The following is a 24,043-nucleotide window of genomic DNA, read 5'->3' on the forward strand; positions in this document are numbered from 1 at the left end:
GCATCCGTTCGCACCATGATTATCGCGCTCGCACTCGTTGCTGCTTGCTTTGCCGGGGCAAGAGGACAATCGAATTCCGAATATCAATTCCGGCAGCAGTCGGTCGCGGATGGTGATAGTTGGGGCCCAACCGGCGCGACCGATCCCGTTCCGGTCTTATCCATGGACTGCCTGGCGGCGAATGCCTATGGGCAATGGACGCTGAGTTCAACCGCGAACGGCGCATCCTATCCCGCAGGCTGGTACTTGCTTGCGAATGGCCTTTACAGGCCGTCACTTAAGTTCGAACCTGCCACAAACCATCCAACCTGCATTCCGCCTGGCGTGGTGCAAAGTGCTGCGCTGGCCGGAGGAGTCGTGCCGACAGAGCCGAAGGCGACGGCCAACCTGGATGGTGCGGTATCCTATGTCTGGCCCGACGCAACGACCACCCGCACGTTCTTCGCTGTCCACGGATTCGCAAGCACCGACGTGGATATTTCGCTTTCGTTTTGTTCGAACCCCGCTCCTCCAATGAATGTGGTAACGGCGCCAGCACCTCACGTTTTTCCGCTTGTCAAAACCTGGACCGGCACGCCCACGAACACGCATACAGTTGTGACTGCCTTACCCTATCAAGACGAGTTCGACGTTGCCTCCGATGCTCGATATCTCTATATCGCGTGGTGCTCGACGGAGAACTTCAGTCTTGGTATTACGACGAACGAAATTTGGGTAACGGTCGTCGATCTCGCAACTCAAACCACGCTTCCTACGTGGCCGAGATCAGCAGGACAGGGCGTGCGACCTACGATTTCCTGCGACCCGCGCCAGAACCGCAACGGCGGTACAACGCCGGCCTTCGATGTTGCCTATATTTCGGCACTGCCGACCAGCGGAATGGTCCGGTGGTTCACATGGGATAACGGCTCGGGAGCATTCAACCCCCGTCCGGTCGTGAACCAATTCCGTATGCCGGGCACGGGCGCGCTTCAAGCGTATGGATTTGTCAATCACCTTCGCGTCCTGGTCAGCAGCGTCCCGGGAAGTTTGGCAGCGCACCACGCCCTCTATGCCAATGTGGATTTTGACGGGGGGACACTCATCTTATACAATGAAGACAATCCGAATCTGCCGATTGGCTTTGCCGCGTATGTCGAAGGCGACCTGCTGAGTCCGGCATCGCCCATTCCCCCAAGCGGGAATCCCTCTGCACCGGGATGGCCGATCCTCGATAAGCCCATCGCCGCCTTCGCCAATCCGTATGATAATGGCGATAACAGTACTGACCCGATCCCGACATGGCGCGAGTTCGATCAATTCCATTGTGTGTATCAGACCACTCCACCGGCGTTTTCGCCGCTTGAAATCGTTCGCGGTTCGGATAATGGGGTTACCCATCCCGCGCCTATCGATCCCCTCGCAGCCGATACGCGCCTGACGCTCACGCAAGACGCGAGCCATGTCTTGATCCCGGATCCCGTGACGAACTACGTTGCCGCAGTCAACCAAATGGGCATTCACGTCCACTGGCGGACCTCAACCAACATGCATTACTATGCGCGGGATCTGAACCGCGCGTTCGATGAGGACATCGAAGAGAACACGTTAGTGACCGATCAATGCACCGTCACCGATGGCACGGCGCATGGCGGAGCGGTGGGAGCAGCCGTCAAAGGCTTTGGAGTGATGTCCGTTTGGACCGATCCGAACTATGGGCCACCGAGCGCAGACGGATTGAGCGGTCTGTATTCTCCGAGGGCGCTTGGTCTGCACAATGAGCATGTCGGCGAATTACAATTTGTCGGCGATGGAGTCAAGCTAACAGTGGGAAGCGCGGTAAATGAACCATGTAATGGTGGACTCACTCTACCTCCTTGCAACGCTACTCTTGCCGTCATGCCATTCTTCTACTTTGACTTCTTGGGCACAAACCAGGGAGTGACGGTCAATCCAACTTCGACCTTCGATTACTACGGTCTTTATGCCACGCATAATTCCAGCGGAATTCAAACAGGCTCGGGTACACCCTTTACGGATGGTACGGGCGATGGCGCCGGGACTGGCACTATCGATCTTGAAGGAGCATCCGGCATGCCAGCCATCCTCAACGTCCATGGTGGCACGGATTTTAACGTCGGGCCAAATGACGCGGGTACGGTCCAGGCTACGTGGACTCAGTATGGCGACAATAACATTTATCAGGGTACCGGGCCAGCTGCTACGCTCATTGCCGGGGCGAGCAATACGATCCTACGGGACGCGTCAAACAATTATTGGGGCGGCCAGGACCCGAATACTCACAGTGCAACGTACTGGCCGAATTTCAACTATACGCTTACTTCTGGCACAAACTTTCTCACCTCGGCAAGCTCGTATACATTTCCATTGGATTGTGGCGCACCATTTTCACATGATACTACCGGGCTGCAGTTTCCCGTTGGCCGCGTGGTGCCACTCTCCATAACTGCCGATACCGTGTGGGATAGTTGCGACCTGGCCGGCGGATGGGGTGAAATTTGGGATGGTCAGCAGCAATGGCTGCTCTGCTATGACACCATGCATTGGTATCTTCAGCATTGTTATGAACTCGCGGGATACGACCAAGCCTGGCAGACGTTTGGATCTGCTGCCGGCCAACGGACCATGCACGGCTCGGATTCGAACGGCTTCATGACTCAGGACAGCCTCTATCAACTCCGTTCCTGGTTGCTGTCCGAGCGGTTCTTGAACCCCGCCGACGGCTGGTACTGTGATTGTATCTCGGTCTTAGCTGCCGTTTGGCCTGGATCGGCCCCTGCGGAATTGTCAATTCTGAAGTTCCTTATCGATAACCCACGGTGTGGGAAGGATCCGAGCTGGTCCAGGGCGTACGACATGACCCGTCATGGTCAGGTCAGCGCGTGGTATGGCACGGTTTGGGCGAGGGACACCACGGCCAAATTCGATAGTACACTTCCATCGCTTCACGATTTGGGTTTGGACTCACTGCTCCAAGACGCCGCTGCTGGTGTATCCTTTGAGGCGCTCGGTCCGCAGATCATTGCGGATGCGCATGTGCTTGCTAATCCCTTCCCGAATGAGACAAGCATTTCACTCACGATTAATCGCGAGGCTTATCTTCATATCGAGCTATTCGATTTGCTTGGAAATAGGGTGCAGAAGGCGGGCTTCGAAGGCATCTTCGAGAGCGGCCAGCGCGTCGTGCCGCTCGGTATGTCCTCGCAGCCGCCCGGCACGTATTACCTCCGCATATCGACCGCAAACAACGAAGTGCGGACGATCAAGTTAGTGAAAGAATAACTAATGAAATCACTTATCATCGCGCTCGCGCTGGCCGGACTCGCTCCGGCCAGCAGCGCGGTCCCGCCCATCGATTCTCTAGCAGCCGATACGCGCCTGACGCTTACGCAGGACGCGAGCCATGTTTTGATACCGGATCCCGTGACAAGCTACGTTGCCGCGGTCAACCAAATGGGCATTCACGTCCACTGGCGGACGGCGACCAATATTCATTACTACGCACGGGATATGAACCGCGCGTTCGATGAAGACATCGAAGAGAACACGCTGGTAACCGATCAATGCACCGTCAGTGATGGCACGGCGCACGGCGGTACTGTGGAAGCTGAGATTACGTGGCCAACAATGTCCATTTGGACCGATCCAAATTATGGCTTTTCCACAACCGACGTGAATAGCGGCTTATATCAGCCAATCGATGTCACAACGCTCAATCCATACGTGGGCCAACTCAATTTTTCTGGCGACAACGTTAAGCTTTATGTTGGCAACGCCGATGCTGAGAACACCTCCACGCTGGCAAGCATGCCGTATGTGTACTTTAACTTTCCAGGCACCGAGCAGGGCATCGAGGTGCATGGCAAGTGGGATTACTATGGCCGTATTGCGACTCACTCCTCTCCAACCGTGCAAACGGGACTTTACACTCCTTTCACGAATGGAACGGCAAATTCGACAGGCCCGAACAGCGGCGGAACGATCGACGTTCAGGGATCGAATTGTGGCTGCGAAGCTGGCGGATATTTCCCCGGTCATCTCATCATCCATGGCGGCGCGGATTTTTTCACCGGCGCGAACGGCAAGTTGATCGTCGGACCCTACGATGGCTCTGGCTTCCCGTCTGGCGAAGTTGATGTCAATTTTGAGGCGAATCTGTATCCATTAGCGACATCCGCAAATCCATCGGCAACCGGACATCTGACGCTTCTCGGACGGACCCTCCTTACCGGGGATGGCTCGGGCGGTGTCGGTGGATACAATGGCGCGATGATTGGGAATATTCCGTTCGATGGTACGAATTCCATCACTGTCTTTAGGAATTCCAAACAGGCAATCATGACGGTCAAACCTGGCTACGTAGAAGGAACGAGTGACGATCAATTTTATGCAAATGGTTTTCGATTCGAGAACACGGATCACAACGGGTTGAGCGAACTTGATTTTGGCTTCGCGAACCGCACATCTCCGGTATTCACAAACCCACAACATTGGGACATCGAATCCTGCACTGGCATCGCCAGTCAGATTCACCTGTTGGACCCCGAGCAAACATGCACTTTCACCGTCAGTGGCAGCTCATTCGATCAGATCCGGGGCAAGTGCATATTTTTGGATAACGACCAGACCCCACTCGACGCGGCCTATGGCGCTATGGCGGTTACCTCTAACGACTTCAAGCAGTTCGCTGGCAGCGTGTTTGGAACATATTCGAATCCACTATCGACGGACCCGCCTACGTTTGTTGACGAACCTTATGGTGTTTATGCGAAGGGCTTTGACTGGAACGACCTTGCCCGCTTTGGAGACCCAGAAATGGTAACGCCAAAAATCAACAATAATACATTCACGGAGAGTCAGTTTCATGCTGAACTCGAAGCGGAAGCGACTAGCGACTGGAATACGCTGGGTTGGACAGACGCTGCAATCGGACTGGAGAACACGACCTCGATGGTGGTCGGAAATCTCATAACCGATAACGGTTATCCGGCTGGAATTTCGCTCCTAACTCCCATTCCTGCCGTCGGTGGGTGGATTGGTAGCCCGCCACAGACCTATTCTGTGCTTTGCAGCAATACAATTCAAGGCATCGTAAATACGACCTATGACGGTGCAGTCGAGTATTTTGGGATAGTGGCGAACGGCTTGATCGGAGCCATTAGTCTGAATACCATTACCGGCAATGACGTCGGAGTTGCACTCTACGATCACAATAAGCCGTTTCTGACCTATAACGACCTGACTACAAGTTTGGAAATTGCGCTCGACGTACAGAATGGAAACAACGGCCAATCGCTGGCGCGCATGTCCATCGATCCTCTTACCGCTACATTTGGAGCATTCAATAGCCTCAGCACCCAAGGCTATTATTCCGCGGAATCCGAACTCTGTTCGCCAATATGCATAGAATGCCCACACCATTCGATTGCAGGTGGTACTTTCGACATAGAGAAGGGCCAGAATAATATTACAATAAGCTCGATTTCAGGTTCAAGCGGATTCTTTCTAATCTATGCGAATGGGTCTACCGAGGGGTACGGGGAAGTTGGGGGAAATTACTGGGCCGCAGCCACTACCACCGTTACCCCTAAGCCCTACCCAAATGTTGTGTGGGCTACATTGGGAAGTACTCACATTGATGTAAGCAACAGTAATACTTGGACGACGGTTTACGGACCTGCCCCTGAATCGCTGCCGCCTAACGGCAAGAACTGTCCCGCGGATGCTGGGTACGTGCCCGGTTGCATCGCAGGCAAAAAGGGGAGTCAGCCTTTGGCCGCATCTCCTGATTCGGCCTCCTGCGCTGATTTTTATAAGAGAATTCAACATTATGACGAATATCAGGAATGGCAAATCGTATACGATTCGGGAAAACAATTCGTCGAGACCTGTTCTAATGACGCAAACGTAACCAATGTGTTCACGGAGATCACTGATGCTGCGCGTTGGCTTTCGGGAATGGATACGGGACTCCATACCAAATATAGAGATTGGCTTGAATCTGTCCTTTACTTGAATACCACGAATCCCTACTATTTTTGCATTTGCGTTCAGGAAATTGCGGCAACCGTTAATGGATACGCAAGCGATACTGGTGAAACTCAACTCTGGAAAGATCAGAACTGCACGCTTGCGGTTTATGCCTGGCTGATGCATAATACGAGTTGTGATGCACAGCATTTCCTTTGGGGATCATACAAGGCGACTCGTAATTCTCAGCGTGAATCGTGGTTGAACGACACGACGGTGCCATATGATACCACGCTTCCTTCCATGCGGGATCTCGGTTTAGACTCATTATTGGCGATCCACTTCAAGTATGCGTGGGTTCCGAGCGGCGGGGATTTTGGGAAGCATGTCTCGTCGTACTCGGTATCGGAGAACCCGCTGCATGACATAACCACGCTTCGGTTCGATCTCTCGGACGCGGAGTATGTGAGGGTGGAGATATTCGATGTGATGGGCAACAATACGCCATGTCCATCGCTTCAAAAAACGGGTGCAGGCCTGTTCGAATCGGGCCAGCACCAAATCCCCATCGACTTCTCGCGCTGCGCCTCCGGCACGTATTATCTCCGCATCACGCTCGGCACCGGCGAAGTGCGGACGATCAAGCTTGTAAAAGAGTAGCAGACCTCAACATCGGCGCCGGAAATGCTCCGACAAAAAATCGCCCCTCAGAGAGGGGCGATTTGCTTTTCGAGTGCTTCCATGAATTCTTCAGCCGTGCAAAGATTTTTCTTGCACTCGTGGTTTCGGTGACGTATATTGTTTCTGCCTTCAGGGGCACCATTGGCTCATTGAAAAGAAATAGAGATTCACTTTTCGAGTGCGGGCTGGGCGTTCATTAAATGACAATTCAAAAGAGAGAATTAAAGTATTACTTTAACATTGAGCACCTATTGCAGAGGGCAAGCTGCTAAATTATCTTGGAAACGGCAGTCCGACGCTTCTTGCAAGAGGAAACGTACTATCCAGGCTCAGCATCGATTCCGTTCGTATTTTTGCACGGCTCAATATTTAACCTCCGAATGAAAATCCACGAACATCAAGCAAAAGAGATTCTGAAAAAGTATGGCGTGCCGGTGCCGATTGGCTACGTCGCGTACACGGTTGACGAGGCAGTCACGGCGGCCGAGAAGCTGCCGACGGAGATCGCCGTCGTCAAGGCGCAGATTCATGCGGGCGGCCGCGGCAAAGGCGGCGGCGTGAAGATTGGCCGATCCTTGGAAGATGTGCGAGTGCTCGCGCAAAGCATTCTTGGTATGACGCTCATCACGCACCAGACGGGTCCGGAAGGCCGTAAGGTCCAGCGGCTGCTCATCGAGCAGGGCGTCGATATATTGAAAGAGTATTATGCCGGCATCGTGCTCGATCGCGGCACCGGCAAGAATGTCGTGATGGTCTCGACCGAAGGCGGAATGGAGATCGAGAAGGTCGCGCATGAGACGCCAGAGAAGATCGTGAAGATCTTCGTCGATCCGGCGGTTGGCTTCCGCGATTTCGAAGCGCGCGAGTTGGCCTTCGCGTTGGGACTCAGCGGCGAGGCGTTCAAGCAATGCGTGGCCTTCCTCAAGGCGTTGTACCGGGCCTACGAAGATACCGATGCGTCGCTCTTCGAGATCAATCCGTTGGTGCTGACGAAGGACGCGAAGATGATGGCGCTCGATGCGAAGGTAAATTTCGATGACAACGCGCTCTTCCGTCACCCTGATTTTGCAGCGCTTCGCGATATTGCGGAAGAAGATCCGCTCGAAGTCGAAGCATCGCGATCGAACCTGAATTACATCAAGCTCGATGGCAATGTGGGCTGCATGGTCAATGGCGCCGGACTTGCAATGGCGACGATGGACATCATCAAGCTGGCCGGTGGTGAGCCGGCGAATTTCCTCGATGTCGGCGGCGGAGCGAACAAGGATACGGTCGCGAGCGGCTTCCGGATTATCCTTTCGGATCCCCATGTCAAAGCGATCCTCATCAACATCTTCGGCGGCATCGTCCGGTGCGATCGTGTTGCGACCGGAGTGGTCGAGGCGTCGAAGATCGTGAAGCCGCACGTACCGATCGTGGTGCGATTGGAGGGTACCAATGCCGAGGAAGCCGGTATGATCCTTCAGAAGAGCGGAATGAATTTCTTGGTCGCCAAAGGTATGGCCGATGCGGCGAAGAAAGTGACAGCGGCGTTGGCCGCGTAAGATGATCGGACTGGCCGCACGTTTTTTTCGCGGGATTAGTATCGCGCTCGGGATTACGACGATCCCGAGCGATGCGCCATCATCGCAAGTGCGGAAATTCGTTGCGGCATGGTTCGGGATCATTTTGTTTGTACTGGCATGGTGCGCTTTGATTGCATACTGGTTCGCGAGTTCCTGAGGGAAGATGCAGGTAGGGAGTCGGTTGCTTTCATCCACATAGTATTCAACCGCCAATGAGGGTATTACTAACCACAGTACTCGTCGCGATGCTCGTAGCTGTTGCTGGTGGCCTTCGAGCACAATCGTGCTTTCCGATCAAGATCACCGGTCCGCATCCTCGGTTGATCGCGACGCTGAATGCCGGTCAGGCGCAAGTGATGATGACTCCTGGCGCGAAGGGTGGAATGGATAACTACACCTCGTGCGGGAAGAACGGTGGTGCTAATCCGAATTCTGTCATTGCAAAGATCCGATTTAAGCGAGGGGTGAACTACAACGTGTGCGTGCAAGGCGCACCCGATTGCCTCAGCGCCTGGATGAACATCGATCGAGCTCCGGGTTGGACGCCGACGAAGTTGATGTTCAAAGACAAAGGTGTGAGCGTGAGTGTTCAACTGTATGATTGCAGGACTCCCACTGGAGAGGCCAAACGGAAAAGGAAGTAGGTGTTCTAAAATGGTTTGACGCGCTTGGATATTCGTCAGGGCTTCAGCCTATAGAAACGCGTATTGTGGCCCGAAGCTTCGAATCCATACACGTAATCCCCAACATGCACGCTGTCACCGCGCGCCCACATGATCTGAATCATGAGCTTTTCTGGCTTGAACGATTTAATATAATCAAACACCTTGAGCGGTGGGATAACATACCTGCCGCCATTCTGCAGGTTGCTTTCATTCCGCACCTTATAGTAATAGGACTGTCCGGAATGTTCGGTCTTCGTTGTATCACGTTTGTAAACACAATCACCGAAGTACGAATAATGAAACAGAACACTATCGATGCTCTTCGGTGCATGATATCTGACGACAATGCTGTCAAAGGCGTTCAGAGTGTCCGCGCTTGGAGAGAAGAACTCGATTGCCGAGTCCGACTGAATTGTGCGAGTGACAGATGGATATCGGTCATTCCCAGTAATTCTCCAACTCAGCGGCTCCGGCCATCCGACCGGAACACGTTCGTCAAAACCCTTGATGCTGTGACCATTCAAAGTGACTTGAATTGTTCGTGGAACATGGTATGTGCGAGCGGTGTCATCAATATACATGCGACCGCTATCGTTAAAAAATGTTGCGTTCGCGAAACACCTTTGCTCGGCTGCAATCTCATAGCAAGAGAAGATGGCGTCATACCGTCCCGGAGGGAGTGGGTTCAACTCCACCGTTGTGTACCGAACGATAGACCCATGCTCTCTCGTGGTATGGTGCTTGCAACCCGCGAGAGGCGCCACCAAAATGATTAATACTAGAGAGGCATGCACATTCATTTCACAAGCATAAACAGCCGACTTATCGACAATCATTGCAGCCGCTTGAGGCGCTCGAAGCCTTGATTGCAGCCCAAACTGCTGCACGCAACTTTTGGGGGTTGTCCCGTGCTATTTCTGCTGAGAAAGGAGGCTTCTATGAAGTCATTCTGGCTACTATCAGCTCTTATTGTCCCCCTCGTTGCACGGGGACAAGACCGACTGCAGTTTCAGGCCGTGGTTACAATGCATGATACAGGGTCATGGGGCGGCTGGTCCAAGTGGGATACCATTGTCTACGGCGGCACCGAGACGAGGACGCTTACAGTGTGGTTCGGCGATACCCTGTCGATCATTGGAGATTCGATCGCGCAGACGGTACGCGCCGGCTCACTTGACGCCTACGCAACCGCCATCTTCGATCGCACTTCCACTGCGATACGCCATCTTCGCATTACCGGCAGCGGCAGCCCGTATTATGCGACCGACCGCGAGACGTATCAATTCACGATCGCGATCGATAGTCTGCCAGTCGCACAGTCGGCTGGTCCAATCCTGACGATCGATCCCGGAAGCTATGTGTGTCAAACGACGAGTAGTTATTCCTGGAGTCACCCGGGAGGTCCTGAGGGCTTCGGTGGTAACCTGACGCAAAGCAGTGGCAGCGGTAGCGACTCCGGACTTACTACGTTTGAGGTGTTGACAGCATCGAGTGGTGTTCGTATGCAGAATGCGAACAGCGGTATCCGCATCGTTTCAATCGCAGGCGGCGCAGTACAAATTGAAGCTGAACGCAACGGACCGAACGAACCGATCGAGATCTTCGATGATCTTGGAAGAATCATCTACCGTGCAAACTTCGAAGGCGGGTCGGTTCAGATTATGAACCTTTGCGCTGGCTGTTATTTCGCTCGCTTGGGAGGAACGTGTGCGAAATTCATTGTGACCGAATAAGCCGCAACACTCTGTTACAACGGCTTGAAGCGCTCGAACCCTTGCCTGCAATCGTTGCAGTAATGGATCGAGCGGCAGAGCGTCGAGCCGAACATCGATTGCATGGAGGTGTTCGCACTGCCGCAATGTGGGCACGCTACCGATTCGATCGCTGCAAGATCGAGCATTCCATCGATTTGCACTGGCGCGCCGAGACCAAACGCTTCGAGCAATTGACGACCGCGATCTGTGACACGATCGCTGGACCACGATAGCTCAGTCTCCATCTCCACCTCGGAGTTCGGAAATCCCGAGCGCGCGAGTGCCTCTTTGATGTTCGCGCGGATGTAACTCGTCGCGGGACACGATACAAACGTCGGTAGTAACCGGACGCGTACGCCATCATCGCTCACCTGCACGTTCGTAATCATTCCGAGATCGAGAACGGAGAGCGTCGGAATCTCGGGGTCCATAACGGTCCCGAGAACTTCATAGACTCTATCGCGCGCTTGCATTACCATATCGCCGCTGGATCTAACCGATACACTTCCGTCATCTCATCGAGGAGCGGTTGCAGATGCTCGGTGTGGTATCCATGACGCCCACCATACTTCGGCTCGATGGCAGTCGGAATCACGAGGCCAGCCCGTTCGATGATCGGCACGATCGTCTCCTGCCACAGTACCTGCAACTTATCTTCACCGGAGAATACGCCGTTAGTGACGAGAACTTCTTCGTAATCGCACGGCTCGAACATTCCAAGCGCATACGGCCACGCTTCGGTGAGTGCCGTCTGCATGCGTGCGCGACTCTCTTCGGTGCCCTGACCGAGTTTGGAAACCCAAAGATCGGCATGGAGCACGTGATACTTGAGTTCGCCTTTGATCTTGCGAGCGAGCGCGGCAAGCGGTGCGAACGATGATACTGTCAGCATCTCGTATCGCAACATCTCGGCATGATCGAACAAGAAATGCCGTATAAGACTAAACGCGTAATCGCCAATTGGAAGCTCGGTGAACTGCGAGGAATGAAATTGCCTCTCACCCCGGCTGAATGCGATGGCGTCCGGAAGCGACTCGCCGAACTCCTCGTGCAGCAGTTGGTAGTTCGCGACTGCGTGACCGATCTGGTCCTGCGCGATGGAGCTGAACGCGATGTCCTCTTCGAGGATTGGTCCGAGTCCGGTCCACTCGCTGTTGCGATGGCCGAGCACCAGCTCGTCATCGGCCATCCGGTATAGTAGGTCTTTGATCGCTTCGCTCATGTTAGCCAGACTCCTTTTCCATCATATCAAGGTACTTGTTCGCCGCGAGTTGCTTTATTTCGTCGAGATATTTGTTGATGCGCTTGCGGACCGGATAGCCGGAGGCATCGCGGTAGGTCTTCTCCGGCGCGGTCGCGAACATATCGTCGTCCTCATGCTGGAAGGTGTAGATGTCCGACGAGCGGACAGCCCAGAGGTTCACCGTCTTCTTGCGGCGGCCGAATTGCTCCTTTGCAAAGACGAGCGCCAACTCCGGATCAGGCGCGTGGACGATGCCGACGAACTCGTGTGCCGCGCCGCGCTTATCCTGATGGAAGATCGCGTAGGTCTCCCAATGCTCGTTCTGCTCGAGGCCGCCGGAAGCAGGTGAGTGCTCCAAATCGGCGCGGCGGATGCGGGGGTCAAGACTTTGTATCATTACTGTTTCAAAAAGTCGTACTCGAAATGTTGCTCACAGCGTAGCTCACCCTTTTCATCGAACGTCCGTTCGCTCAAAGGCTGATTATCTTTCCAAACGTACTCATTTCGCTCGTAACCAGCATCCCATGTCAGTGGGCGACCTGCAGAATCGTAAGCATACGACGACGTGAAAGTATCTAATCCTGAACCACAATCCGAATACCGTCCGGACAGGTGGGCAGAAAAAATGTAATTACCGCGCTCATCATATCTGGCCTCCTCGCAGAGGCAAGGCGGAAGCAAGTTATCGTCCGAACACTTCAATTCGTAAGTGACTGTCCTGACAAGTGCCCCATTGGAGTAATAGAACATGCTATCAACTCGATCTGGCCTGGAGGGCCTTGTATGATACAAGTATGAAAGAACTAAGTGACCGTCCGCATCAAACACGTTCTTGCGCTTTTCGATGAAGTCCCACTTGTTCCAATGTTCCCTGTCTTTTAGCGTCTTGTCCTTCCGCATCTGTATGCTGCTATCAATTCTATGATGCGGACCATAATATTGAATCTCGATGCCATGAGACATCTTGCTACTATCCTTTATCGTGAGCACATTACCCGACAAAGAATACTGCCATGCTGTAATCAGAGGACTGCCGCCGGTGACCCAGCTCTCCTCGTAAAGGTGCCTGCCCCAAGAATCGTACGTTGCGATGCTTCCTCCACCGGTCCCCAAAGCGTGTTCATAACGGACAGTGTCGTTCGAATCAAACTTCATGATGGACCGGTATGTACCGTGCGATTCTGTTGTTGTTGTAATGATGGTGTCGCCAACAATCTCAAATGTAGTTTGCGATGTATCGATTAAGTTGGCCCGATTCCATTTTTCAATCTTTCTCACCCACTGCAATCGATGTGAACGGACCCATTTGATAACGTTAGGATTAAGCCTGAAGAAGTCTATCCCAGGCTCCACATGTTCAGGCCATTGTTGCGCACGTGTTTTGGCTGCTACAAGTAGCAAGGCACAACTGCAAGATATGAGCAAAGCCAGCCGCATGTCTCTTAGGCGTACGGTACCATCCGTTTCTGCGTCGTACTCATTAGCGCCTCGCGGACCCAGCGGCCGTTCTCCTCGGCGTAGCGGCGGACGGCCAGGCGCTCCTTGTTGCACGGGCCATCGCCATTGATGACGCGGAAGAATTCATCCCAGTCGGGCTGCGTGTATTCCCACTTGCCGGTCGCTTCGTCCTTGCGGAGTGCGGGGTCGGGCAGTGTCATTCCAAGCTCCCAAATCTTCGGCACATACTGCTCGATGAAGTCCTGCCGCATCTCTTCGTTGCTCGCCATCTTCACTTTCCAGCGCATCAGCTTTTCGGTGTGGACCGAGATCGTGTCCGGCGGACCGAAGAAGTGCATCATCGGCGGAAACCACCAGCGGTTCAGCGCGTCCTGCAGCATCTCGCGCTGCACCGGCGTCCCGACTGCCAGCGCGACGAACGCATCGTAGCCTTGCTTGAGATGAAAAGACTCTTCATAGCAGATTCTCTCAAGCGCGCGGCAGTATGGGCCGTAGCTGCCCTTCGCGTTTGCAAGCTGGTTGACGATCGCGCCGGCATCGACCAAAAAGCCGATCACGGCAATGTCGGCCCACGTCTTCGCGGGATAGTTGAAGATATTGCTATACTTCGACTTGCCCGAAATGAGATCGTTGATCATCGCCTCGCGCGTTTTGCCGAGCGTTTCGGCGGCGGAGTAGAGCAAGTGCCCGTGCCCGACTTCATCCTGCACTTTGGCAATCAGCGCGAGTTTGCGCTTGAGCGTTGGCGCGCGTGTGATCCACGTCCCTTCCGGCAGCGCGCCGATGATCTCGGAATGGGCGTGCTGCTCGATCATGCGCAGAAGTTGGCGGCGATATTCCGCGGGCATCCAGTCGTCCGGCTCGATCTTTTCGCCACGCGCAATGCGAGCTTCGAACTCGGCTAACTTAGCGGGATCTTCGGCCTGTCCATTCTGAGCAGGCTTTGCATCTGGTTCGATGTAGGCGTTTCCGTACATAGTTATCTGGCGATTATTCCTTCGATCAATATTGTGGTGATCTGGTTCAGCTCTTCCAGAGTGGGTTTCCGCTGCGTGCGATACGACTCGTATGTCCAATTGGTCGCGGAAAGGAGGGTATGGGTTGCGAGGATTGGATCGATGCGTCTGAACAAGCCGCGATCCATTCCTTCTTCAAGAATCGAACGGAACATTCGTTCGTACCGGCGCCGCATCAATTTGAAATCGGTGATGTAGGGCTCGCCCATGTGCCGCCACTCGTGCAGGAACACGGCGGAGGCATCCGCGTTAAAGGTAATCACTCCGAAGTGAGCTTCCATCGCAGCGCGGAGCTTTTCCTTTGGATCGATCGAGCTACGCATCACGGGCTCGATTGCCGCAAAAAATGATTCGGCCATTGCGAAGCAAATGTCGCGGAGGATTTCTTCTTTCGAACCGATATGATTGTAGAGGCTCGCAGCCTCGATCCCGATCCCATCGGCAAGATCGCGCATGGATGTCGCGCTGTATCCGCGCTCGCGGAACAATGTCTGAGCTTTCAGGCGAATCTGATCTCTTCTGGCGACAGTTTTCACGACAATAACTAACGTTAGTTAGTTACAAACCAGGGGGCTGGAAAATGGTTCTCTAATCTATAGCAAGCCAGTGAACCGTGAGAAAAGCGGCAACACATAGCTAATTCCGACAGAGACTTCCGGCAAGCGCAATCCGTGTATGAAATCTTCACTGCCAAAAACGCCGGTGAGAGGATAACCGCCAGCAATCAGCAACAGAAGAGCATGGTCGTCGTGCGTGGCAAGTGGGAGCCCGATCACAAGTCTCGGCTCCAATACAACATTCATCAGTGAAGCGCCCGCGTATTTCGCAGTCGAGAGAGGATCGCTTCCAATGTGGGTGATCGCTTTGCCATTAATTGGCCACTCGATCGAAAGACCAAGACTTACAAGTCCGCGATAGCTCAAGCCCGGCGTGAGAGTAAGATACTGCAATATCCAGCCAGTATCGATAGCAGACCTCTCATTGAAAAATGCTCGTGTCTCATAACCGGCCGCAACGAACTCACCTAAAAAGTGGCCGAGAATGCTCGGAATGCGAATACCCAAAATCCCGACTGCCTCCCAACCGATCTCGCCCTTCATTCCCGAGTTCGGCAGCGACATCCCACCCATAAGCACTGGAGCGAAATAGGCTTCTAACCTCGGATGCTGAATGGGTCGAAGCATCATGGGCTTGTAGAATTCGGTATCCGATACTTCCTTCCAATCCGAAACTCCTTTAACATGCGAAGCCTGAATCTCCTGTTTGAGGCCAGACTCATTAATCAAAACGACCCAATTCGAATCTCGGGAGATAACATGCCCCATAAAGGCGCCATATGGCTTCATCGAAAGCATGATGCGCCCAGTATCTGGTCCGGCGTGAACCCACAGCGCATTGGAGTCTCGCGCAACCCACTTCATGTGCGGGTGCGGTTTTAGGGAATCAGCTTCTGTCCTTGCAAGCAGGACGACCGGAAGGAAAAGAACAAGTCCACACAGAATGCATCGTCTCATATCCCAATAACCCAAGACACCCGAGAAAGTTACGCCGCTTCCCGATGCTTCGCCCGTTCCAGCGCGCTCTCGACGATGGTGCCGAGCAAATCCTTGAAGGGAATCCGCGCGGCCTTGGCGCTGCGAGCGATGCCGGTGCCTTCGGAGAGATTCGGGTTTGGATTGACTTCGAGGATAAACAACTCGCCATCTTTATTCATCCGCATATCGACGCGCGCATAGTCGCGGGTGCCAAGTGCGTCGGTTGCTTTCATGGCCAGATCCTGGGCACGCTTGGCTGTTTCCGGTGGCAGATCGGCGGGACATGAAGGGATTGTCTTGTGGTATGCCTCGTGGAGCGTATCCCACTTCGCCTGGAAGCTAACGATTTTATAGAGGTGCTCGGGCATGTCTTCGAATGTGATCTCGGAGATCGGCAACGCGCGGCGCGAAGCGCCATTACCAAGCACAGCCACGTTCAACTCGCGACCTTCGATATATTCTTCGATCAGCACGTCCATCTTAAAATCTTCAAGGACGAATTCGGTACGTGCCTTCAGAGCCTTCATCGAACTAACAATACTCGCGTTCTCGATGCCTCCGGAGCCATCTTCGCAAGCGGGCTTGACGATCAGTGGATAATGAAGGTTATGCCGCGACTTGAAATCATCCATTGTGCGAATGGTGATCGAGCGCGGCGTCGGCAGATCGCGAGAGCGAAGGATCGCCTTCGCAAGCGGTTTATTCTGACATAACGCGAGCGTGAACGGTGGCGCGCCAGTATAGGGAATCTCGAGTAACTCATAGAACGAAGCCACGTTCATCTCCTGCTCGGGACGCCCATGGAAGAATTCAACGAGATTAAAGACCACATCGATTTTGCGGCGCGCAAGAAACTTAAACAGCCGTTCGAACCGATCTTTCACGTTATAGCTCGCAACCTTATAGCCAGCATCGACGAGCGCCGTTTCGATATTCGCATATTCCTGCTCGGCGGGAATATCTTCAAGATCGAAATACGGCGTGAACCCGAGTGCTTCGGCGGTCAGATCGACCGGTGCATCCGCGGACGATCGATCCTCCGCGGCAGGCGTGGATGGGATATCGTTATAAAGAAGTGCAACGACGGTCTGACGAGCCAAGGGTTAAAGATGTTCTAAAATTGAGTACGTTCCTACAGATAGTGAAATCAGAAAATAGTTTGAACCGTTCGCGTTATCATTAACGATCGATGCGCCATGTACACTCTCCCTCGCCATCGATGAATGGCATTTTAATACGTGGCGCTTGATTTCGATGTAAATTTGTGAATTGGCAATGCGATTAATTGTGTCTCGTTACTCGTTAGCCATTATTGCTCATACTAAACTCGTTTAACACAACGCCCATGCATACACGGCTTTATTGTCAAATCTTTTTGGGTCTGCTGATCGCAGCGATCTTCACAACAGAGTTCTCCAGTACCGCCAGCGCGCAGGATCGAACGCTGACGGTCCTTGCCAGCGGCTCTTCAAGCGCCGTTGCCGATCACGTCACACTTGCGTTGACCGTTTCGAGCGGTGATGTCACGGCCACCGGCCTCTTTGTTCGGCAAAACGATGTCGTCGCACGTCTCAAGAAGGCACTGGAGGGAGCGGGTATTGCTGCGCAGGATATCACCGAGCAGCCATTTCACTTGACCCCGAACTATGAGTATGGACAGAATGGCACTCGCATTATCGGCTATCGCATTGATACGCCGTTGGAAGTCACGCTCGATCATGTCGATGATCTTGCTCGGATGATCGATCTCGCAACGGCAAGTGGAGCATCGCAAATTGCCGTTGGCAGTTTCTCGAGTGGCGGCGGCTATTCCTTGCATGGCGAAGCCGTTAAGGCCGCCATCGCAAACGCTCGCAAGGAAGCCGCCGGCATTGCGAAAGAGATGGGCAAGACGCTTGGTGATATCGTTTCTGTATCTGAAACCGAAGATGCCGCCAAGGCCGCGCCGGCTGGACGCGGCGAAGAAGAAGAGCGACGGGAGTCCCGCGCGACGGCTCCGCAGCCCAACACCATGAGTGAAAAGGCAGAACTTAAAGTAGTATTTGAACTCAAATAGAACCAGGATTGCACTGATGATGCCGATTGCGCGGAATGATTTCAGGGATATGCACTCGTCCTCCGAAAGATTACGCTAAAGCAGAAAGATAATCGCCGATATTCTTCAGACGCTCATCCAATAATCAATCCGCATCATCAGCGTAATCCAGGTTCAGAACGGAAATTCAAACTCCTCGATCGGTATCCCCTTGGCAATGTCCGGGACCGCGCGGAACCCGGGTTTCTTTGTCAGCCACTCACTGAAGATTAGTGCAAGATCGTCCGTCATTGGATTGCACTTCAAATCCAGGCGCGTTCTATCTTTGGATAGACTCATTCGGCTATCCGTCAGTATATTCAGATAGTCTTTGGCTTCTCGGCTGTCCAACCGATGAAGTCCATAGGAGCGTTTGAATTCCTCGAGAGTAGTCAAGAACAGCCCGCCGGTATCCAAAATGAACAGAGGATATTTGCGACCGTTTCGAGATAGTTGGTAGGCTTTCATGTGCTTGCGCTTCTCGATCAACTGGAAACCGGAAGCTGGATCATTGGATGCAAACGGAACGCCAATCGCTCTGTCTGTAAAGCTCCTGATCTTTCATTTATACAATAGGGTTGAGCCTTGCGAAATCATGAATGGGATTCTTCAATACTCTGACTGTGGTTGAAGGTTCATGATGGGCACTTTGTCTTTTCGGGCTCGAATTGGAAAGGAACTGCTAGCTTTTTTCTGGATGCTGCTTATTCCCTTCAGTCTTCGAGCTTCGGATGATTCGCTCGTTGTCCGCAGCCCGGTCCAGCATGGTCGCCTTGCGGTGTACCTGATTGAATTACCTGAAAGCGGGCAGCAACACTATCTTACACTCGATGCCGCATTGCGGTCGGGGCGGGTTATCCTCCACGAGAACAATAGTCAGACGCTCTGGATCGAGAATTGCTCCGATACCGATTTGTTCATCCAGTCCGGTGAGATCATCAAAGGAGGGCAACAGGACCGCATGCTTGCCAGTGACATGATTGTTGCCGCTCACGATACATCCCGCGAACTTCATGTCTATTGTGTTGAGCAAGGCCGATCGACGAAGCGCGGTGTCGAACCGATCGAAACATTTAGTGCTTCACCAGAAATCGCCCCGGTCCCGCATCTTCGCCAGATAGCGGAACATGAGCTTACTGCCAAACTTCTCACTCCTCATCTCAATGGCCTGACTGCGCCCGATCCCGAGCAGGCACGACTCTTCTCATCCCTCAGTGCATTGCCGGAATTCCATCAGGTTGTCGATGCAGCTCAGGAGGCCATCTGGAAGGACGTCGAAATCGTTCAATCCGGACTGACTCGCTCGTTGAGAGATAGCGTCACTCGTAATACTTCGCCCACGAGTCTTGAACTGACACTGGAACATCCTTCGCTTGCCTCTGAACGTCGCCAGTTCGAAGCCGACTTGCTTCAGATCGTTACCGATCATCCGGCAACGTGCGGCTCGATCTATGTCTTTGACGGCCATATCATAGGCGGCGATATTTATTCGAGCCACTCGCTATTTGCGGCTCTTTGGCCGAAGTTGCTCCGGAGTCTTGCGACACAATCGCTGCTCGTGCCGACCGATGCAAAGTCAAAGCCGTTGCCTACAACGGATGACATCCTCAATTATCTGGATGCCAGCACACATGGCAACATGGCACAGCAAGCAGTGAATGAACGAACCATGACCGAGGTAACGGAATCACAATCCTGCGATCGGTTTGCGACGCGAGATATGAAATTTCAGGACACCATTCACATCGCGCTGTTGCCGCGTTCGAACTAAGCGCTTAACGCCTTCAGTCTACCTGATTGTCACCACTTTTGAGGAATGTATCTTCTTTCCATTTGATGGATCGGTGGCTTCGAGACGCAGAACGTACATTCCTTTCTCGAGCTTCTTGTCAGCATCGGACTTGCCATTGAACGGCACTTCATAGTATCCCGGCGTTTTTAATTCTTCGAACGGGAATGTCCGAACCACTTTGCCGGTCATATTTTCGAGAGTCAGCTTCACATAGGCTCGAGATTTCAGACCGAACTGAAACGTCCATTGATGCTTCTTGAACTTGACAGCGGTGATGGCGGCGTCATCCGGCAGCTTCATTACCTCGGGCGGCGTCACACCCTTGCCAGATAGCGTGAGAAGCACCGTATCGCTTTGGAAAATTGCTATGACCTTGCTGGCGTATGCTTTCGTTTCTTCGGCTTTGAAGCAGATGTTGATATAAAAACTTGTATTAGCACCGACCGTAATCGGCAGCATTTCGGCCGATGGAGATGAAATCGAAAAATGGCGCGGGTCCATCGAGCGGAGCTGCGTCAACAGACGGGGATGATCGGTCGTGTTTGTGAGAGACACATTCGCGCAGTTTTCGATACCAATGCTTTGAGGCGCAAAATCCAATTTGGGCCGTTCGAATGCAAGAGTTCCCTCATCGGAGGCAATCCGAATTGGTTGTTGCGGCTGAATAAATACGCCGCCAGAGCCTTGAGCCAGAACGATCGAAGGAAATATGAAAAGGACGAAAAAACCAATAACCGATTTACGCATGGGTGAGTAACGAGCATTCCTCTGACGAGGTTTCTCTTCGGGCAGCGGGTTTTATCTTCGCCGCTTCCGCGCAATCGCCGTAAGGATCAATAGGAGTCCACTCAATAGAACGAGGCCGAGCAGCACACGCGCACTCCAATGGATCAGGCTAAACTCGAAGTGCGGGCTGTAAGCATCCTGTACGATATAGCGCGCGTCCCTCGCGCCAAGCATCATGGTGCGCGCGCCTCGCGCGGCGCGGAGTGGCAACCGGTCAAGGAGTGGCGCAAGCGGCGTGAGGCCTCCATAGCGATGGGCATAGCGCCAAGCAAAGTCGTTGTTCGCATGCAGGATCGAGCACGGCACGAGCAACCGAAGTTCGGAAACGACGCGCACGGGAGTCCGCTCGTTCGGATATTCGAAGTACCGAATGGCTCGCACCGATGGATCCCCAGCCACCAATGCGCGCCTTAGCGCCGCAAAGCCCGCGGGAGTATCGCTCGCACCGATGGTGTAGTAACAGTGATAGTAGGGGTCGATTGTTCGCCATGACTGGGCCGGCGCATCCCACACTTCGATAAGATTGTGTCCATTGCCGCCAAGTCCGTCCCTACCTGCCAAATCCCATAAGCGCGTGTAAAAACCAAATCGCGCAAGCAGTCGCGCAATGCCAATATCGACATTATAGCAATGGATCGCTCGTGACTGCTGGAGCGCGCGCAAGCAACTATCGGGATCGTCCAACATCGGCAACGCATCGCCCACGACTGCCGGATGGGAGCGATCGAACACAGTCAGAATGGCAATGGCATCAGTGGCATCCTGCCGAGGAAACATTTCATTAGATATGACCGGAAGAAATCGCATGGCATCATTGTCGAGCGGCCCTGCCCGCATGACCTCCAGAGAATCGATGGATACGTACGATCCGACCGCCAACCGAATCCGATGCGGCGAGCAGAGCAAGATCGCCAGTGCTACCAGCGAGAGCACGAAACAAATGAGCAGGGGCTTTTTCAACCGCAACAGGAGCATGGCATTGTTTAACGCGATCCGGGCCAAAGAATCACAGCACGTATAGAACTATCCAACATGCAAATAGGATTCGGCATCCCGATAGAGGCGAAGAAATTCATTCCGCGTGGCCGCGTGCCCAACTTCGCGTAGCTCGGGATCCTCATGGACGAGCGCATCGGCATCCCGAAGCGTCTGCTCTACGATAGCGATGTCGGTCGTGAGGTTTGCCATCTTCAACATGACTTTACCCGACTGCTTGACGCCGAGAATCTCGCCGGTCCCACGGATCGCGAGATCAGCTTTCGCAATCTCGAAGCCATCCGACGTTCGGACCAACGTATTGAGTCGTTCGAGCGCGAGCGAAGATTGCTCGAGTTGCTCGCTGGTCTCCATCGAACCCTCATGTTGGTCGGGTGAAAGCTTCTCGCTTGCGACGAGCACACAAGCGGAGTCTGCGCTCCCACGGCCAACGCGGCCGCGAAGCTGATGAAGCTGTGCCAGACCAAAACGCTCGGCATGCTCGATAATCATCACGGTCGCATTTGGAACATCCACGCCGACTTCGATTACCGTCGTCGCCACGAGCACATCAAAGGCATGGTCGCGGAAGCGCTCCATCGCATCTTGCTTGTCCGCGCCGGACATCTTGCCATGCACCAGCCCCACACGGACATCTTTGAACTCACCGTGTCGCAGGACCTCATATGCTTTCTCCGCCGCCTCGGAATCGACTTTCTCGGATTTCTCACGCAGGGGGTAGACAATAAAGACTTGCTCGTTGCGTTCGCGAATCCGTCGCTTCGCCGCCTCATAAATCTTGGGGTGATCATGTTCGAAAAAGAGCATGGTCTTGATCGGCTTCCGTCCGGCTGGCATTTCGCGGATGGTACTCACGGCCATATCGCCATATAGCGTTAGCGCCAGCGTGCGTGGGATGGGTGTGGCGGACATGATAAGTACATCGGGAGTCACAGGCGGCAGGGATGAAGTACGAGGAATAAGGGATGAAGGTACAGTGCTTTCATCCGCCACTCGGGCATTGTGATCATGGAAGGCCTTTTCGATCAGTGCTTTGCGCTGCGCGACTCCGAAGCGGTGCTGTTCATCGGTGACGATAAATCCGAGATGCTCGAAGCGCACACCTTTTTCAATCAGCGCGTGGGTACCGATTGCGATGTGTGCCTGGCCACTCACGATAGCGTTCAGAGTGCTCTTGCGAAGCTTCGCGCCCTGTCCACCAACGAGGAGTACACATTCGATGGATGTATCCTTCAGCAGATTGGTGAGCGTTGCATAGTGCTGTTGCGCGAGCACTTCGGTGGGCGCCATGAACGCACACTGATAGCCTTGCTCGATGGCGGCCAACATTGCAAGCAGTGCGACGATCGTCTTGCCGCTGCCGACATCCCCTTGCAGCAGGCGGTTCATCGGGTAGTTGCGCCCGCCGGATTTCGACATATCATTCAGAATGTCGCGCAGTGATTGCTTCTGGTCGCCTGTCAACTGATAGGGCAACGTTACCAGAAGCTGCTCGGCGGGACCCGGATCGATTACCTGTTGACCATCGAGGGCGGAAAGCAATCGCGACACATCGATCTTCAAGACCGACTTCGCGGCACTCCGCACGCGACGGCGCTCGACGGCCAGCCGCAACTGGAGGAAGAATACTTCTTCATACTTCAGTCTTCGGCGTGCGTCCTCTAATCGGTCAGGACTTTGTGGATGATGCACCTCGATGATTGCATCGGGCCGGCCGATCAGGTTCTCCCGCTCCAATATCTCGCGCGGCAAGATCTCCTTGAAGTGGCCCTGTGACTCGCAATATTGGACTGCCGTGTGGATAATCTCCCTAAATTGCTTGTCGCGAAATCCGGACTTACGTAGTGCGCTCGAGAGATAATAGAGCGGAAGCATCTGCCCTTCGATAAACTCTTCGGGGTGTTCCAGGTGCTCGACGAATGGAGGCTGTACGATTTGGAGCGTGCTATTAAACATGCCAACGTAACCGGCAACGAGATACTGCTGTCCCTTCTGAAACATCTTCGCGCGCCATTCGGGATAATCGAAGAACACGAGTTGCAACACACCGCCGGAATCATCCTGCAACGCAATTGCCGCGCGGGCGCGATGGCGTCCCGGAATGACAGAGGAAGCAAGCACGCGGCCACGCACACTGACCGGCTTCATCAGATATTTGCGCAACTCTTTCAGCGGCACCAGTTGGCGTGCATCGAGATAGCGGCCGGGATAATGGAAGGCCAAGTCTTCAAGTCTTTCAAATCCCGCCTCGATCAACGCGTCGATCTTCTTGGTGCCCAACCGCGGAACAGATCGAAGCGCCACGGCCATCTCTTTACGCAAGGCAAGGCTTCCGCGCTGCGCACCTTCGACTTGCCCGAGTTTGGACTTTTGGATAGCCCATGTCAGCGCCGCCTCGGGCGTGTCCTCCATGCGGGCTGAACTGTGAGATGCGTTTGCTTGCGCGGCCTCCACCATGTGTTTCGATAACAGGCGCGCGGGCGAGAGGGTGCAGTGTTACTCTGATGT

Annotated in this window: 20 protein-coding genes; 7 read left to right on the forward strand and 13 right to left on the reverse strand. The window is 53.7% G+C overall.

Features of this window, described 5'->3' with window-relative positions; translation table 11 throughout:
- Positions 1-15: 15 nt before the first annotated feature.
- The 4 genes from Q8902_00905 to Q8902_00920 all read left to right on the forward strand — a co-directional run bounded on the left by Q8902_00905 (position 16) and on the right by Q8902_00920 (position 8,860).
- A complete protein-coding gene (locus Q8902_00905; protein ID MDP4198113.1) occupies positions 16-3,282 on the forward strand; it encodes a T9SS type A sorting domain-containing protein in 3,267 nt (1,088 codons plus the stop codon).
- Positions 3,283-3,285: 3 nt separating this feature from the next.
- Entirely contained in the window at positions 3,286-6,630 is a 3,345-nt protein-coding gene (locus Q8902_00910) for a hypothetical protein (GenBank protein ID MDP4198114.1), read from the forward strand.
- Positions 6,631-7,031: 401 nt separating this feature from the next.
- Positions 7,032-8,195, forward strand: a complete 1,164-nt coding sequence (sucC, locus tag Q8902_00915; protein ID MDP4198115.1) for an ADP-forming succinate--CoA ligase subunit beta — start codon at positions 7,032-7,034, stop codon at positions 8,193-8,195.
- A 233-nt stretch (positions 8,196-8,428) separates the two neighbouring features.
- Entirely contained in the window at positions 8,429-8,860 is a 432-nt protein-coding gene (locus Q8902_00920) for a hypothetical protein (GenBank protein ID MDP4198116.1), read from the forward strand.
- A 35-nt stretch (positions 8,861-8,895) separates the two neighbouring features.
- On the opposite strand, the gene Q8902_00925 is transcribed toward Q8902_00920, so the two are convergent.
- Positions 8,896-9,570 carry a hypothetical protein gene (locus Q8902_00925; GenBank protein MDP4198117.1) on the reverse strand — a complete coding sequence of 225 codons (675 nt, stop codon included), beginning with the start codon at positions 9,568-9,570 and terminating at the stop codon, positions 8,896-8,898.
- A gap of 249 nt (positions 9,571-9,819) precedes the next feature.
- Between Q8902_00925 and Q8902_00930 the strand changes: the two genes are divergently transcribed.
- Entirely contained in the window at positions 9,820-10,614 is a 795-nt protein-coding gene (locus Q8902_00930) for a hypothetical protein (GenBank protein MDP4198118.1), read from the forward strand.
- Positions 10,615-10,628: 14 nt separating this feature from the next.
- Here Q8902_00930 and paaD read toward each other — a convergent pair whose 3' ends face one another.
- The 8 genes from paaD to Q8902_00970 all read right to left on the reverse strand — a co-directional run bounded on the left by paaD (position 10,629) and on the right by Q8902_00970 (position 16,987).
- Entirely contained in the window at positions 10,629-11,108 is a 480-nt protein-coding gene (gene paaD, locus Q8902_00935; GenBank protein ID MDP4198119.1) for a 1,2-phenylacetyl-CoA epoxidase subunit PaaD, read from the reverse strand.
- Positions 11,108-11,857, reverse strand: a complete 750-nt coding sequence (paaC, locus tag Q8902_00940) for a 1,2-phenylacetyl-CoA epoxidase subunit PaaC (protein MDP4198120.1) — start codon at positions 11,855-11,857, stop codon at positions 11,108-11,110. The genes paaD and paaC overlap by 1 nt, the downstream gene beginning before the upstream one ends.
- 1 nt (position 11,858) lies before the next feature.
- Positions 11,859-12,275, reverse strand: coding sequence for a hypothetical protein (locus tag Q8902_00945; protein ID MDP4198121.1), 417 nt, complete (start codon positions 12,273-12,275; stop codon positions 11,859-11,861).
- The gene (locus Q8902_00950; GenBank protein ID MDP4198122.1) at positions 12,275-13,156 is read right to left on the reverse strand and encodes a hypothetical protein; all 882 of its coding nucleotides are present in this window, start codon (positions 13,154-13,156) and stop codon (positions 12,275-12,277) included. The genes Q8902_00945 and Q8902_00950 overlap by 1 nt, the downstream gene beginning before the upstream one ends.
- Before the next feature lie 164 nt (positions 13,157-13,320).
- Positions 13,321-14,313: a 1,2-phenylacetyl-CoA epoxidase subunit PaaA gene (paaA, locus tag Q8902_00955; protein MDP4198123.1), complete on the reverse strand. Its 993-nt coding sequence runs from the start codon at positions 14,311-14,313 to the stop codon at positions 13,321-13,323.
- Positions 14,314-14,315: 2 nt separating this feature from the next.
- Positions 14,316-14,888, reverse strand: coding sequence for a TetR/AcrR family transcriptional regulator (locus Q8902_00960; GenBank protein ID MDP4198124.1), 573 nt, complete (start codon positions 14,886-14,888; stop codon positions 14,316-14,318).
- 57 nt (positions 14,889-14,945) lie between these two features.
- On the reverse strand, positions 14,946-15,866 hold the full coding sequence (locus Q8902_00965) for a hypothetical protein (GenBank protein ID MDP4198125.1): 921 nt from the start codon (positions 15,864-15,866) through the stop codon (positions 14,946-14,948).
- A gap of 29 nt (positions 15,867-15,895) precedes the next feature.
- The gene (locus Q8902_00970) at positions 15,896-16,987 is read right to left on the reverse strand and encodes an ATP-grasp domain-containing protein (protein MDP4198126.1); all 1,092 of its coding nucleotides are present in this window, start codon (positions 16,985-16,987) and stop codon (positions 15,896-15,898) included.
- A 245-nt stretch (positions 16,988-17,232) separates the two neighbouring features.
- Here Q8902_00970 and Q8902_00975 point away from each other — a divergent pair, with 245 nt between their 5' ends.
- Complete coding sequence (locus Q8902_00975) at positions 17,233-17,943, forward strand: SIMPL domain-containing protein (GenBank protein MDP4198127.1); 711 nt, start codon at positions 17,233-17,235, stop codon at positions 17,941-17,943.
- A 153-nt stretch (positions 17,944-18,096) separates the two neighbouring features.
- Here the strand turns inward: Q8902_00975 and Q8902_00980 are convergent, their stop codons facing one another.
- Positions 18,097-18,429: a hypothetical protein gene (locus Q8902_00980; GenBank protein ID MDP4198128.1), complete on the reverse strand. Its 333-nt coding sequence runs from the start codon at positions 18,427-18,429 to the stop codon at positions 18,097-18,099.
- A gap of 229 nt (positions 18,430-18,658) precedes the next feature.
- On the opposite strand from Q8902_00980, the gene Q8902_00985 reads away from it, so the two are divergent.
- A complete protein-coding gene (locus Q8902_00985) occupies positions 18,659-19,732 on the forward strand; it encodes a hypothetical protein (protein MDP4198129.1) in 1,074 nt (357 codons plus the stop codon).
- Positions 19,733-19,750: 18 nt separating this feature from the next.
- Here Q8902_00985 and Q8902_00990 read toward each other — a convergent pair whose 3' ends face one another.
- Genes Q8902_00990 through Q8902_01000 form a run of 3 tightly spaced genes read right to left on the reverse strand, consistent with a single transcriptional unit; the run spans position 19,751 to position 23,947 of the window.
- Positions 19,751-20,500, reverse strand: coding sequence for a hypothetical protein (locus tag Q8902_00990; protein MDP4198130.1), 750 nt, complete (start codon positions 20,498-20,500; stop codon positions 19,751-19,753).
- A 51-nt stretch (positions 20,501-20,551) separates the two neighbouring features.
- A complete protein-coding gene (locus Q8902_00995; GenBank protein MDP4198131.1) occupies positions 20,552-21,514 on the reverse strand; it encodes a hypothetical protein in 963 nt (320 codons plus the stop codon).
- A gap of 48 nt (positions 21,515-21,562) precedes the next feature.
- A complete protein-coding gene (locus Q8902_01000; GenBank protein MDP4198132.1) occupies positions 21,563-23,947 on the reverse strand; it encodes an ATP-dependent DNA helicase RecG in 2,385 nt (794 codons plus the stop codon).
- Positions 23,948-24,043 lie beyond the last annotated feature (96 nt).

The organism is Bacteroidota bacterium (assembly GCA_030706745.1).
Taxonomy (GTDB): domain Bacteria; phylum Bacteroidota; class Ignavibacteria; order Palsa-1295; family Palsa-1295; genus PALSA-1295.